The sequence below is a fragment of the Klebsiella grimontii genome (assembly GCF_900200035.1).
Classification (GTDB): Bacteria; Pseudomonadota; Gammaproteobacteria; order Enterobacterales; family Enterobacteriaceae; genus Klebsiella; species Klebsiella grimontii.
This window is the reverse complement of record NZ_FZTC01000010.1, coordinates 78,628-92,927: the sequence shown is the minus strand read 5'-3', so window position 1 is coordinate 92,927 and position 14,300 is coordinate 78,628. Positions and strand designations below refer to the sequence as shown.

Below are 14,300 nucleotides of genomic sequence, written 5' to 3'. Positions count from 1 at the left end.
TTCACAAAAAAGCCGTTCCATTCCTGCCTGGCTGGTCATTCCACCTTTCTTCTAACGCTGCCAGATAAATCACAATGTATTAATATCATTAACTTAAATAAAAAAAACCGCCTTTATAACGCTGACTTTATCAGCAGTTTGCTTATCTTTGATCCATCTCTCAAAACGGTTTTGTTATTTCATACATCATTATAATGAAAAATTAATTTCATTAAGTCGCGAGAAACGAAACGGTGCGAGCGCGTATTTTGGCCAGTCAGTTCTGTTAATTAAAACCAGGCGTCTGCAGGCTTTCTTCAGAAGAAAGTCGACCAAATCTTCCGCGCCGCCGCAGGTGAATCGCCCGGTAATCATCAGGGATTCACTATTCACGAAAGTGGCTGACCCGGCGCTAAGCCGTTCGCCGCCGGTCAGAGCCAGATTTTAGAGAGTCGACAGCTATCATCATGGAGAAAAATATGACTACTGTACCAAGGCTGAAATATTTCGTTGATGGTCAATGGCGCGTATCGCAGACCGAACGCTATATGGACGTCTATAACCCAAGTACCGGGGAAGTGATGGCTCAGGCCCCCTGCTGCACCGAGCAAGAAGTGCTGGATGCCGTTGCCGCGGCGCGCAAAGCCTTTCCGGCGTGGTCAGATACGCCAGCCATTAAACGCTCGCAAATTATGTTCCGCGTTCGCGAATTATTAATCCAGCATCAGGACTGTTTAACCGAGCTGGTGGCAAAAGAAAACGGTAAAGCCTGGGGCGACGCCCAGGGCGATGTTTTAAAAGCGAAAGAAGGCACCGAGCTTGCCTGCTCGATTCCCACTCTCATGGCCGGCGAAAACCTGATGGACGCCTCTGCCGGGATCGACACCAACCTTTACCGTGAGCCAATTGGCGTGTTCGCCGGTATTGTGCCGTTTAACTTCCCGGCGATGATCCCGATGGGATGGATGGCGCCATTATGCGTCGCTTCCGGTAATACCATGGTGATAAAAGCGGCCAGTATGACGCCGATGACCTGTATGGAAATCACCAAGCTCTATCAGGAAGCAGGGGTGCCGGATGGGGTTATCAACGTGGTGACCTGCTCACGTAACGAAGCCGATATATTGCTAACCCATCCGGACGTCAACGGCGTCTCCTTCGTCGGCTCCACCTCCGTGGGCCTGCACGTTTACTCCAAAGCCGCCGCTCATGGCAAACGCGTTCAGGCGCTGTGCGAAGCGAAAAACCATGCCCTGGTGCTGGCCGATGCGCCAATTAACCGCACCGCAGCGGGGATTATCAACGCCGCGTTTGGCTGCGCGGGCGAACGCTGCATGGCGCTGCCGGTCGTCGTGGTGCAGGAAGAGATCGCCGATAAGCTGATTGCCGCCGTCGTCGAAAAAGCCAAACAGCTGAAAATCGGCCCCGGCTATCTGCGCGATACCGATATGGGTCCGGTGATTTCTAAAGACCATAAACGGTCGGTGATCGGCTGGATTAATAAAGGCATTGAGGAAGGGGCGAAGCTGGTGCTCGATGGTCGCGATATTAAGGTGCCGGGCCAGGATAACGGCTTCTACGTCGGGCCGACCATACTGGATCGCGTAACCGAAGAGATGAGCGTCGGCACGCAGGAAATTTTCGGGCCGGTGCTGTGCTTTAAGCGGGTGAAAACCTTCGAAGAAGGTCTGCAATTAATGAACAATAACCCGTTTGCCAACGGCTCGGTTATTTTCACCCAAAGCGGCTACTACGCCCGTGAATTCCAGAAACGCACCCACGGCGGTATGGTCGGTATCAACGTCGGTATCCCGGTGCCGGTCGGCGTATTCCCGTTCTCTGGCCATAAGCAGTCCTTCTTCGGCGATCTGCACTGCCTGGGCAAAGACGGCGTACGTTTCTACACCGAATCAAAATGCGTGACCTCGCGCTGGTTTGATGAAGAGGAAGCGAAACGCGAAAAAGTCGACTCCTGGGACGGTACGATTTAATCGCCGCTTATTCTCCAGTTAATTCGAGTTGCCGCCATCGCCTCCCTCCTGGAAATATGGCGGATTTAAAAGAAAAAGCTCCCTCCAGATATTGCTCCGGCAATATCTGGAGCATTAATTCGATTTTTTTACTCTGCACATGTCGCTGAATCGAAAATGATGAATGCACACTAAAAAAATCCTTAATATTAAATGGAGTTTCCTATGACCCAGGCCTTCTCAATTCCTCGTAGTATTATTTATGGCGAAAACGCTTTAGAACACCTTTCCACGCTGAGCGGTAAAAAAGCCGCATTAGTCACCGGCGGAAGTTCAATGAAGCGTTTTGGCTTTCTGGATAAAGCCGTTAGTGAACTTAATAAAGCGGGGATGGAATGCATTATTATCGATAATGTCGAACCCAACCCATCCATTAAAACCGTCTGGCGCGGCGCAAAAGAGATGCAGGCCTTTGAACCAGACTGGATAGTGGCGATTGGCGGCGGCTCCGCGCTTGATGCCGCCAAAGTCATGTGGTGTTTTTACGAGCATCCGCAGCTGAAGTTTGAAGATATCCTCCCGGTCGGTTCTATGCCAGCGCTGCGCAATAAAGCCCGGTTTGTAGCGATTCCTTCCACCAGCGGCAGCGCCTCTGAAATCACCGCGTTCTCGGTGATCACCGATACGGCAAATCATATTAAGCACCCGATTGTTGCCGCCGATCTGGTGCCGGATATTGCTATTCTCGACCCCACAATTCCGGCAAAAATGCCGCCGCACGTCACCGTTCACACCGGTATGGACGTTCTGACCCACGCGATTGAAGCCTATGTGTCCACCGCGGCCAACTCGTTTACCGATCCCTATGCGGTAGAAGCGATTCGGCTGGTGTTTAAGTATCTGGAAACCGCCTGGCGCTCACCTGATGATATAAACGCCCGCATGCATATGCACAACGCCTCTGCGCTGGCGGGAATCGCCTTCACTAATGCTTCGCTGGGATTAGTCCACGCGATGGCGCATAAAATTGGCGGCGAGTTTGGTATTACCCACGGGCTGGCGAACGCGATTATGTTGCCTTATATCATTCGATATAACGCGAAGTTCACCAAAAAATATCGCCAGCTGGAAGCGGCTTTAGGCATCAATAACCTGAGTGATGCGATCAACGCGCTGAATCAACGTCTGGGCGTGCCGAAAACGCTAAGCCAGTGCGATGAAGTTGAAATCAATGAAGTGACCTTTGTGAATGTTCTCGACAGAATGAGCCGCCATGCCGTCGACGATCCCTGCACCTTAACTAACCCTAACTATCCGTCCGTTCAGGATGTCAAAGGGCTCTATACCCAGGCATTCTACGGCGCTTAATCGCCTCCCCGCTGCGTTTTTCTTAAACGGTAAAGCAGAGTCAACCAGGGCCGCATAGGTAATTAAAACCCGGCGGCCTTATCGGTTCCACAGACGTCATCATAGCCGTGGCCAACAATAGCTGAATCGTTAAAGCTTATTTCGCTTTAAATCACATATTTTTAGCAAACATTTTTATAATTGCCTAAAAAACGCGATTTAAATCTCATTTAAAAATATAAAAACGGCCATTTTCTCACCAGGTGAGACACTTCACATTTTCATAATCCACTTGCAACTAAATTCCCTCCATCAGCGACACAATCGATTCAGCAAAAGGAATAAAAAATGAAAAAAACATTAGCTTTAACCGTAATCGCTATGCTTGTTTCTGGGCCAGTAGTAGCAAAAACGTGGGTGCTGACAAGCGCTGAAAGCGGCATGGATAAAGGAAACTGGCAGATAACCAGCGATCAGCTGAAGATTAAAGATCATAATTTCAGCATTGAGCAAAAAGTCCTTCACGGCGGTAAACAAGAAGGCAGCAAAATCCTCGTCATCCACAGCAAAGACGGCCTGACAATTACCCTGAGCCCGACCCGCGGCATGAACCTGCTGAAAATCGAAGGGTTTGGTTCGCGAATGGGCTGGGACTCGCCGGTTAAAGAGGTAGTCAACCCGGCATTCATAAACCTCGAAAGCCGTAACGGGCTGGGCTGGCTGGAAGGGTTCAATGAGATGATGGTGCGCTGCGGCTATGAATGGACCGGCCACCCGGTAACCGCAGACGGTCAGATTTATACTCTGCACGGCAAAGTTGGCAACACGCCGGCCTCACAGGTGGAAGTGGAAGTCGCGGACGCCGCGCCGTATGAAATTCGCGTTCGCGGACTGGTGAAGGAGAGCACGTTTAAGAAAGCGGATCTGCAGACCATGACCGAGCTGCGCTATGTACCCGGCAGCAACAGCTTCAGCCTGCACGATGTCTTAACCAACCATGCCGACTATCCGCATGACTATCAAATTATCTATCACAGCAACTTTGGCAAGCCGATCCTCGAAGAGGGGGCCCGCTTCCTGGCGCCGATTTCAAGCATCAGCCCGTTCAATGACTACGCCAAGGCTGGCTTAAAAACCTGGCAAACCTACGCCGGTCCAACCAAAGGTTTCGATGAAATGGTGTTTAATATGCAGCCGCTGGCGGATGAAAATCATCAAACCCTGGCCGCCGTGGTCAACAAAGCCGGCGATAAAGGGGCATCGATTCAGTTTGATACCCGCCAGTTGCCGGTGCTGACGCTGTGGAAAAACACCGATACTGAGAAACAGGGCTACGTAACCGGTATTGAGCCGGGCACCAGCTACGCCTATCCGGTGACCATTGAGCGCGAGCAAAAACGCGTTAAGCAGCTTCAGCCTGGGGCAAGCACCCAGTTTGATCTGACCTATACGCTGCTGCACAGCAGCGAGCAGGTTGCCGACGTGGAGAAGAAAATCGCGGCCATTCAGGGCGATACCAAAGTCGCGGAAAACGAAACGCCTATCGCGAAGGAGTAGCGCTGTTTCCCGCAGGCGTTGCCGCGCACCTGTCCGGGCTACCGAACCGCAAACGGCAGTAACCCGTAGCCCCGGTAAGGCGTCAGCCGCCACCGGGGAATGGTTCAGAGGCCACGTTGGATATACTTTCCCGCAGGCGGCGCTTGACGCGCCTTATCCGGGCTACAAAACCTTGACCGCACCAGCCCGATCCATGACCACCAAACGCAAATCCTGCGCAAAGCGCTGGTACTGCGCTTCATTAATCGGCTGCGGGTAGCTCAACACGATCAATTCATGATCGGCGATCCCCTGATGATAGCTCGGGTGGCGATGGGCCCAGGGATTCGCGCAAAAACCCATGGTGTCATAAAAGCGCAGGCGCTTATGGGCGATCTCGCTGGTCAGCGGATCGATTTCCAGAATGGTCAGCGGCGCGCGCTGAAGTATTTCAGCTAACAACCGCTTGCCGTAGCCGCGCGATCGTAACCTGTCGTCAACGGCCAGATGCTCAATATAGACATAGTCGGTAAACCGCCAGCAGCCGCTCAGGCCAATAAACAGGCCATCATCGAACCAGGCTTCCAGTTCATAATGCGGATTATCAAGCGCCTGCTGTTTAGCCTCGGCTTCACGCTGTTCATGCCACGGGAAGGCCCTGCCGTACAGCGCGTCAAGCGCGGGAAAATGCGCGGAATCGGTAGAGGTCACTCTTTGTGAAATCAACATGAACCATCCTGGTCACAAAAACCCTCCGCCCTCGCGCGGAGGGCGGATAAACGAGGAGCATAGCCTACTCGGCCGCCTCGGCTTTTTTCGCCAGCTTATCGAGCAGCTTCTGATGAATGCCGCCAAATCCGCCGTTGCTCATCACCAGAATGTGGTCGCCCGGATGGGCAGTTTTAACAATCATCTCCACCAGCGCATCGACATCGGCGCTCCAGTGCGCGGGCTGAACGCAGGCGTCAGCCACTTCAGCGACCTGCCACGGAATATGCTGCGGCTGCAGCAGGAAGACTTCGTCCGCGCGGCCAAGGGACGGCGCCAGGTCGTCTTTGCAGATACCCATTTTCATGGTGTTGGAACGAGGTTCAAGCACGGCAAGAATACGCGCGGTACCGCCAACCTTGCCGCGTAGCGCCTGCAGGGTCGCCAGAATCGCCGTCGGGTGGTGGGCAAAATCGTCGTACACGGTCACGCCGTTGGCTTCGCCGCGCAGCTCCAGACGCCGGCGGGCGTTAATAAAGCTGCCCAGCGCGTTAGCCGCATCGGCAGGCTGCACGCCGACATGACGGGCGGCGGCAATGGCCATCAAACCGTTATGCATATTATGTTCGCCAACCAGCGCCCACTTCACCTCGCCGACTTTCTCGCCGTCCAGCCACACTTCCCATGAGGAAGCATCTGTGGTGAGCTTTTTCGCCTGCCAGTGGCCCTGTTCGCCGACCAGCTCCTGCTCGCTCCAGCAGCCCATCGCCATCGTCTGTTTCAGATTGATGTCGTTCTCCGGCAGGATAATCTTGCCTTTGCCCGGCACAATGCGCACCAGATGATGGAACTGTTTCTGGATCGCTTTCAGATCGTCAAAGATGTCCGCGTGGTCAAACTCAAGGTTATTGAGAATCAACGTGCGCGGGCAGTAGTGAACAAACTTGGAGCGTTTATCGAAGAAAGCGCAGTCGTATTCATCGGCCTCAATCACGAAGAACGGGCTGTCGCCAAGGCGCGCGGAAACATCGAAGTTGCCCGGAACGCCGCCGATAACAAAGCCCGGCTTGTAGCCGCAGGCTTCGAGGATCCAGGTCGCCATGCCGGCTGTGGTGGTTTTCCCGTGCGTTCCGGCAACCGCCAGCACCCAGCGATCGCGCAGCACGAAATCGTGCAGCCATTGCGGTCCGGACATGTAAGGGATATTATTTTCCAGCACCGCTTCCACGCACGGGTTTCCGCGCGTCATCGCGTTACCGATAATTACCAGATCCGGCTGCGGATCCAGCTGGCTGGCATCATATCCTTGAATTAACTCAATTCCCTGATTTTCCAGCAGGGTACTCATTGGCGGATAGACGTTCGCATCCGACCCCGTTACCTCATGACCGAGGGAACGCGCCAGCATCGCCAGCCCCCCCATAAACGTGCCACAGATTCCTAAAATATGAATGCGCATTCGTCACTTCCTTCTCTTATCTGAAGCACAGTTTACCGGGATGTTGGGGGTGAAAGAAATGCATTTAAGGCGAATCCGTATTTTGCTGGCGCGATTCACCTGTGCGAACTTTTTTTATTCTTTGTTAAGATTGTTATGTTCGTTTTACTTCACATAAACATGCAGGGAACGGGTTATGAAAACGTTAGGTGAATTTATTGTCGAAAAGCAGCACGAGTTCTCTCACGCAACCGGCGAGCTTACTGCTTTGTTGTCGGCGATAAAGTTAGGCGCCAAGATCATCCACCGCGATATCAACAAGGCCGGTCTGGTCGATATCCTGGGTGCCAGCGGTGCTGAAAACGTTCAGGGCGAGGTGCAGCAAAAACTCGACCTGTTTGCCAATGAAAAGTTGAAAGCCGCACTGCGAGCACGCGATATTGTTGCCGGGATCGCCTCTGAAGAAGAAGATGAAATCGTCGTCTTTGAAGGATGTGAACACGCCAAATACGTGGTGCTGATGGACCCGCTGGATGGATCTTCTAACATCGACGTTAACGTCTCCGTTGGAACGATTTTCTCTATCTATCGCCGCGTCACGCCGGTGGGAACCCCCGTTACTGAAGAAGATTTCCTGCAACCGGGCAACCGACAGGTCGCCGCGGGCTATGTGGTTTACGGCTCCTCGACGATGCTGGTTTATACCACCGGCTGCGGCGTCCACGCCTTTACCTACGACCCGTCCCTTGGCGTCTTCTGCCTGTGCCAGGAGCGCATGCGCTTCCCGGAAAAGGGCAACACCTACTCGATTAACGAAGGTAACTACATCAAGTTCCCGATGGGTGTGAAGAAGTACATCAAGCATTGCCAGGAAGAAGATAAAGAGACCCAGCGCCCGTACACCTCGCGCTACATCGGCTCTCTGGTGGCGGATTTCCACCGCAACCTGCTAAAAGGCGGCATCTATCTCTACCCGAGCACCGCCAGCCACCCGGACGGTAAACTGCGCCTGCTGTACGAATGCAACCCGATGGCGTTCCTCGCGGAACAGGCGGGCGGTAAAGCCAGCGATGGTAAAGAGCGTATTCTGGATATCATTCCGGAAAGCCTGCACCAGCGCCGCTCTTTCTTCGTCGGCAACAACCATATGGTTGAAGACGTCGAGAACTTTATTAAAGAGTTCCCGGACGCGTAACGCGCCTCTTCCCCTCCCGCCGTACGGGAGGGGAAATTCTCCAATCAGTGTCCCACCCTTGTGACCGGCGAGCTCTGCCGATTCTCCCACAGCACCGTCAGGCCGCGCTGCAGCGCAATAAAGATAAACAGCAGAATACCGATGGCGATCTTGGTCCACCATGAACTGAGCGTACCATCGAAGTTGATATAGGTTTGAATCAGCCCCTGAATCCCTACGCCAAACAGCGTGCCGAGCACCGTCCCTACCCCACCGCTTAACAGCGTGCCGCCGATAACCACTGAAGCAATCGCGTCCAGCTCAACGCCGACGCCCGCCAGCGCATAGCCCGCCTGGGTATAGATGGAGAAGACGATCCCCGCCAGCGTCGCCAGTCCGGTGGAGAGCATATAGATGCGGATCGTCGTGCTCCGCGTGGAGATCCCCATCAGGTTCGCCGACGTCGCGTTGCCGCCGATGGCGTAAACCTGATTGCCAAAGCGGGTGCGGTGGGCCATAAAAATTCCGCCGATCACCACCAGCAGCATCAGCAGCCCCATCGCGCTCAGACGCCCGCCCCCGGGGATAGTCCATGCCAGTCCGGAAAGGGCGTCATAGACCGGATGATTAATGGGAATCGACTCTTCCGAGACCAGGTAGCTGACGCCGCGCAGGAAAAACATCCCGGCGAGGGTGATGATAAACGCCGGGATCTTCAGCGCATCAATAAGCAGGCCCATAAACGCGCCAAAGGCGCAGCCCATCACCAGCACCAGCGGAAACGCCACCAGCGGCGAAATCCCCCAGAAACCGATCGCTTTAGCGAGAAAGACCCCGGTAAAAGCGATCACCGACCCGACCGACAGATCGATCCCGCCGGAGAGGATCACGAAGGTCATACCGACGGCGATGATCCCGAGAAAGGCATTGTCGGTCAGGATATTGCAGATCACCCGCGTCGAGGCAAAGCCGGGAAACTGGGTCAGGCAGTAAAGGTATCCCAGTACGAAGACCGCGAGGGTAATCATTAACGGTAAATTACGTTTTATCATGGCCGCGCATCCCCTTCAGTATGCTGATAAAGCGCGGCGACTGGACGATCAGTACGCACAGCACCACCACCGCTTTGACTACCTGATTAAGCTCCGGCGGGAAGCCTGACAGCAGGATCCCGGTATTCATGCCCTGGATAATCAGCGCCCCGATGACCGAGAGCAGCAGGTTAAAGCGCCCGCCCATCAGCGAGCCGCCGCCGATAACCACCGCCAGGATGGCGTCCAGCTCCAGCCACAGCCCGGCGTTATTGGCATCCGCGCCGCGAATATCCGCCGCAACGATAATCCCGGCGATTGCCGCGCAAACGCCGCTGAGTACGTAGGCCAACATCACGACGACGCGGGTATTTACCCCGGCGTTTTTCGCCGCGCGAATGTTAATCCCCACCGCTTCGATAAACATTCCCAGCGCGGTTTTGCGGGTAAACAGCCAGAACAGCGCCAGCGTGACGATGGCGATAATCACCGGCGTCGGGAACAGCAGCAGCGACCCGCTACCCAGCCACGCCAGATGCGGTGAGTCAAAGGTCACGATCTGCCCGGAGGTGATCAGCTGCGCCACTCCGCGCCCGGCGACCATCAGGATCAGCGTGGCGACGAACGGCTGGATCTTCAGCACCGCCACCAGGATCCCGTTCCACAGACCGGCCAGCGCGCCGGCCCCCAGCGATGCCAGCAGCACAATCGGCAGGCTGTGCCCTGCCACGGTCATCGACGCTGCCGTTGCGCCGGCAATCGCCATCACCGCCCCGACGGAGAGGTCAATCCCGCCGGTGGCGATAACCAGCGTCATGCCAATCGCCAGCAGCGCCACCGGGGCGGCGCGGTTTAAAATGTCTATCGGGCTGCCGAACAGCCGCCCGTCCTGGAGCACGACCTGATAAAAATGCGGCGCGACCAGGCTGTCAACCACCAGCACCAGCAGCAGCGCAATAATTTGCGGCATCCCTTTTGGCCAGTTAAAGCACCGTTTCGGCTGGCCGCTTTTCGGAACAGATTGAGGCATCATCGGTTACTCCTTATGCCGCAATAGCGTTCATGATCGCCGGTACGGAGAGCTCGCTCAGCGCCAGCTCCGCCACCTGCTGGCGATCGCGCATGATAATCACCCGATCGGCGTAACCCACCAGCTCTTCCAGCTCTGAAGAGATGACCAGCAGCGCCAGGCCATCGGCGCACAGGGTTTCGATCAGGCGGATGATTTCGGCGTGGGCGCCAACGTCAATACCGCGCGTCGGTTCATCGAGGATCAGGAACTGCGGCTTCGTCAGCAGCCAGCGGGAGAGCAGCACCTTCTGCTGATTACCGCCGGAGAGAAATTCGATCGGCTGTTCAGCGCTGGGGGTACGAATACCGAGTTGACGAATAAAACGTTCGGCAATCTCATTTTGTTCGCGGCGACTAATCGGTCGTAGCCAGCCGCGCTGCGCCTGTAGCGCGAGAACGATATTTTCCCGCACCGAGGCGGCGGCGATTATGCCGTCGGTTTTACGATCTTCCGGACAGAAGCCGATCCCGAGGCACGATGCCTGATGCGGCGAGCGCAGGGTTTGCGGCTTGCCTTTGATCCACGCTTTGCCGCTGTCGGCGGGTTTAATGCCGAAAATGACTTCCGCGGTTTCCGTGCGTCCTGAGCCTAACAGTCCTGCCAGACCGACGATTTCACCGGGACGGACCTGCAGATTAAACGGTGCAATAGTGCCTTTTTTGCCAAAATCTTCGAAGGCGGCCACCGGCTTATCGCTCAGTAGGGTGCGGCCCGCACGCTGCAGGGCGTTATGCTCCAGCTCGCGGCCCAGCATCATTTTCACCAGTTCAATTTGCGGCAGCTCGCGGGTTTCCCGGCAGCCGACAAAACCGCCGTTACGCAGAACGGTGATGCGGTCGCTGACGGCATAAACCTGGTCGAGGAAGTGGGTGACGAAAATCAGGCTGACGCCGCTATCGCGCAGCTGGCGCATCAGGGTGAAGAGCATTTCCACCTCCTGGGTATCCAGGCTGGCGGTCGGTTCATCAAGAATTAACACTTTTGCTGACAGGTCAATTGCCCGGCAGATCGCGACAATCTGCTGCATGGCGACCGAAAAGCGGTTCAGCGGTTCACGGACATCGAGAGAAAAACCGTAGGACGCCATCAGCGCGGTGGCGCGTTTTTCCATCTCTTTGCGCTGCAGGAGGCCAAAGCGCCGGGGCTCGCGGCCAATAAACAGATTATCCGCCACCGACATGTTAGGCAGCAGGTTCACTTCCTGATAGACGGTGCCGATCCCCAACTGCTGGGCGTGGGCGGTATTTTTTGGCGAGATTTCCCGGCCTTCCAGCCAGATTGCCCCGCGGTCGGCGTGGTAGACGCCGGTAAGCGCTTTAATCAGGGTGGATTTACCCGCGCCGTTTTCGCCTAACAGAGCCATGATTTCGCCCCGGCGCAGGCTGAAATTAACGTTATCCAGCGCCTTCACGCCGGGGAAAAATTTGCTTAGCCCTTCAGTACGAAGGATTTCCTGATGTTGTTCGCCGTTCATGCTCTCCCCTCACCTTAACCCTCTCCCCGGCAGGGAGAGGGAGCTCAGCCGCGCTTTAGCGACCGGGAAAATCCCGGAGGCGGCGCTGCGCGCCTGTCCGGGCTACTCAATCCGCAGACGGCGATGAACCTGTCGCCCGGAGCGCATAGCGCCACCGGGAGCGTGCCTGTTTTTCGCTACTTAGTAGCCCATATTTTTCTTCTTCTCTAACTCTTCTTTCGCCGTATCCGGCAGATAAAGGGTCGATTTGGTGATGGTGACTTTTTCAGGCAGGGTGCCGTCTTTTTTGTATTTCTCCAGCGCATCGAACGCCGGGCCGGCCATATTCGGCGTCAGCTCAACGCTGGCGTTAGCCTCGCCGGCCATCATCGCTTTATAGATATCCGGCACCCCGTCGATAGAGCCGGTGAGGATATCTTTGCCCGGCTTCAGCCCGGCCTCTTTAATCGCCTGAATGGCGCCAATCACCATGTCGTCGTTATGGGCGTAAACCATGCAGATGTTCTTGCCGTTGTTCTCCGCTTTGATAAAGCTCTCCATCACTTCTTTACCCTTACTGCGGGTAAAGTCGCCGGACTGGGAGCGGATAATCTTGATATTGGAGGCTTTAGAAATGGCTTCAGCGAAGCCTTTCTTGCGGTCAATCGCCACGCTGGCCCCCACGGTGCCCTGCAGTTCAACAACGTTACACGGCTTGCCGTCGACGGTTTTCACCAGCCACTCACCGATCAGCTGGCCTTCCAGCACGTTGTTCGCGGTAACGGTGGTCATATAGAGATCTTTGTCTTTGACATCAATTGAGCGGTCGAGCAGGAATACCGGGATTTTGGCTTCTTTCGCTTCCTTCAGTACCGGCTCCCAGCCGGTCGCCACTACCGGAGCGATGAAGATGGCATCGACGCCCTGAGCGATGAAGGAGCGTACGGCTTTAATCTGGTTTTCCTGTTTTTGTTGGGCGTCGGCAATCTTCAGAGTGATGCCGCGCTTCGCGGCCTCTTCCTTCGCGACGTTAGTTTCGGCCGCACGCCAGCCGGATTCAGAACCGACCTGCGAAAAACCTACGGTAAGAGGGGCAGCCATGACCATAGACGACATAGCTGCGGAAACTGCTGTGACAAGAAGTAAGCGCTTCCACATAAGAGGATCCTCGTAGGGTTATTGTTGGTTAAAGCCTCACCGGCGAACAAACTATAGACAATCGGAGATGTAACTGAATGCGTTACATCACACTTCAAAAAAGTTAATTAGATGTTAATCGATACGCTTTTCAGCAGCGGAGAGCCGGTGAGGCTTCGCGACCCGCGCGAGCTTCGCCGTTTATGACGAAATTTTTCACGCTTTGAGATATCAAGCATATGCAATGAAAACGGTTACATAAATTTATTCAGTATGCGGCTATGTTTATGGATTTTCAGGCTGTATAGCGGGGAAAAATTCAGACTCCCCCCACCCGTTCTGGAGAAAAAGAAGCGAAGACATTCGATGCGAGTTGGCTATAATACCGGGCACTTGTTTGCCATACATTTTAAAGGAAACAGACATGAGCTTACTCAACGTACCTGCGGGCAAAGATCTGCCGGAAGACATCTACGTCGTGATCGAGATCCCGGCGAACGCAGATCCTATTAAATACGAAGTCGACAAAGAGAGCGGTGCACTGTTCGTTGACCGTTTCATGTCCACGGCGATGTTCTATCCGTGCAACTACGGCTACATCAACCACACTCTCTCCCTGGACGGCGACCCGGTTGACGTTCTGGTCCCGACGCCGTACCCGCTGGAGCCAGGTTCAGTCATCCGCTGCCGTCCGGTCGGCGTACTGAAAATGACCGACGAATCCGGTGAAGATGCGAAGCTGGTTGCGGTACCGCACACCAAGCTGAGCAAAGAGTACGATCACATCAAAGATGTGAACGACCTGCCGGAACTGCTGAAAGCGCAGATCACCCACTTCTTCGAGCACTATAAAGACCTCGAAGCGGGCAAATGGGTTAAGGTTGACGGCTGGGACAACGCCGAAGCGGCGAAAGCTGAAATCGTGGCTTCCTTCGAGCGCGCTAAGAAGTAATTCTGCCGCACTCAGGTTAGCGAAAACACCGCCTCCGGGCGGTGTTTTTATTTGGGATATTGAGCCATTTCCCGGTTAGCGACTAACGCGCCTTGGCGGGGCGACAAAAGTTACCCCCGCAAAAAACAACGCCACCCGAAGGTGGCGTTATCGTTATTAATACTGGTCTTTATCCAACCAGTTGCCGCTTTCTATCCGCGTGAAGCCCTCAACGGGGCGCTGATAGACATACATCCAGGCGCTACCGTAGGGCGTCTGGATCAGGTGACGAGCATACTCGCCGCCTTTGGTACGCAGCGCATCCAATTCAGCCAGCGTCGATGCGTCAATACGATAGACTTCACCATGTACCGTGCCATCGCCGGGCACCGCGCCTGGATAGTGGCCCAGGCTGTACAGTTGATAATCATTGACACTATGATCGCCCAACCACTGAGCGTTGGTCATCCAGTGGCTGTTGCCTTGTTTGCGTCGTAAACTGCCGTAAACAAATATTCGCATTG

General features: G+C 54.9%; 12 protein-coding genes. 5 read left to right on the top strand and 7 right to left on the bottom strand.

The genetic code is table 11. From position 1 onward, the window contains the following. Positions 1–458: 458 nt before the first annotated feature. From KOSB73_RS03855 to KOSB73_RS03845, 3 genes are all read left to right on the top strand, one after another. Entirely contained in the window at positions 459–1,970 is a 1,512-nt protein-coding gene (locus KOSB73_RS03855) for a CoA-acylating methylmalonate-semialdehyde dehydrogenase (RefSeq protein ID WP_098140250.1), read from the top strand. Positions 1,971–2,174: 204 nt separating this feature from the next. Further along, on the top strand, positions 2,175–3,317 hold the full coding sequence (locus tag KOSB73_RS03850; RefSeq protein WP_004871027.1) for an iron-containing alcohol dehydrogenase: 1,143 nt from the start codon (positions 2,175–2,177) through the stop codon (positions 3,315–3,317). A gap of 327 nt (positions 3,318–3,644) precedes the next feature. After that, positions 3,645–4,853 carry an aldose 1-epimerase family protein gene (locus KOSB73_RS03845; RefSeq protein WP_024360280.1) on the top strand — a complete coding sequence of 403 codons (1,209 nt, stop codon included), beginning with the start codon at positions 3,645–3,647 and terminating at the stop codon, positions 4,851–4,853. A gap of 162 nt (positions 4,854–5,015) precedes the next feature. Here KOSB73_RS03845 and KOSB73_RS03840 read toward each other — a convergent pair whose 3' ends face one another. Beyond that, positions 5,016–5,561 carry a GNAT family N-acetyltransferase gene (locus KOSB73_RS03840; protein ID WP_004871030.1) on the bottom strand — a complete coding sequence of 182 codons (546 nt, stop codon included), beginning with the start codon at positions 5,559–5,561 and terminating at the stop codon, positions 5,016–5,018. A 64-nt stretch (positions 5,562–5,625) separates the two neighbouring features. Beyond that, positions 5,626–6,999, bottom strand: coding sequence for a UDP-N-acetylmuramate:L-alanyl-gamma-D-glutamyl-meso-diaminopimelate ligase (gene mpl, locus KOSB73_RS03835; protein WP_004871032.1), 1,374 nt, complete (start codon positions 6,997–6,999; stop codon positions 5,626–5,628). A 175-nt stretch (positions 7,000–7,174) separates the two neighbouring features. Between mpl and fbp the strand changes: the two genes are divergently transcribed. After that, positions 7,175–8,173: a class 1 fructose-bisphosphatase gene (gene fbp, locus KOSB73_RS03830; RefSeq protein WP_004098053.1), complete on the top strand. Its 999-nt coding sequence runs from the start codon at positions 7,175–7,177 to the stop codon at positions 8,171–8,173. 44 nt (positions 8,174–8,217) lie between these two features. Here fbp and yjfF read toward each other — a convergent pair whose 3' ends face one another. From yjfF to ytfQ, 4 genes are all read right to left on the bottom strand, one after another. After that, positions 8,218–9,204, bottom strand: coding sequence for a galactofuranose ABC transporter, permease protein YjfF (yjfF, locus tag KOSB73_RS03825; RefSeq protein WP_004128182.1), 987 nt, complete (start codon positions 9,202–9,204; stop codon positions 8,218–8,220). Further along, complete coding sequence (ytfT, locus tag KOSB73_RS03820; RefSeq protein WP_098140249.1) at positions 9,191–10,216, bottom strand: galactofuranose ABC transporter, ATP-binding protein YtfT; 1,026 nt, start codon at positions 10,214–10,216, stop codon at positions 9,191–9,193. Before ytfT ends, yjfF begins: the two co-directional genes overlap by 14 nt. A gap of 10 nt (positions 10,217–10,226) precedes the next feature. Continuing rightward, the gene (gene ytfR, locus KOSB73_RS03815; RefSeq protein ID WP_004871040.1) at positions 10,227–11,729 is read right to left on the bottom strand and encodes a galactofuranose ABC transporter, ATP-binding protein YtfR; all 1,503 of its coding nucleotides are present in this window, start codon (positions 11,727–11,729) and stop codon (positions 10,227–10,229) included. 180 nt (positions 11,730–11,909) lie between these two features. Further along, on the bottom strand, positions 11,910–12,866 hold the full coding sequence (gene ytfQ / locus KOSB73_RS03810) for a galactofuranose ABC transporter, galactofuranose-binding protein YtfQ (protein ID WP_004098043.1): 957 nt from the start codon (positions 12,864–12,866) through the stop codon (positions 11,910–11,912). A 403-nt stretch (positions 12,867–13,269) separates the two neighbouring features. Here ytfQ and ppa point away from each other — a divergent pair, with 403 nt between their 5' ends. Continuing rightward, the gene (gene ppa / locus KOSB73_RS03805; RefSeq protein WP_004098041.1) at positions 13,270–13,797 is read left to right on the top strand and encodes an inorganic diphosphatase; all 528 of its coding nucleotides are present in this window, start codon (positions 13,270–13,272) and stop codon (positions 13,795–13,797) included. Positions 13,798–13,953: 156 nt separating this feature from the next. Here ppa and KOSB73_RS03800 read toward each other — a convergent pair whose 3' ends face one another. After that, positions 13,954–14,298 (bottom strand): gamma-glutamylcyclotransferase family protein, encoded by a 345-nt coding sequence (locus tag KOSB73_RS03800; protein WP_004871046.1) that lies wholly within the window; start codon positions 14,296–14,298, stop codon positions 13,954–13,956. Between the last annotated feature and the right edge of the window lie 2 nt (positions 14,299–14,300).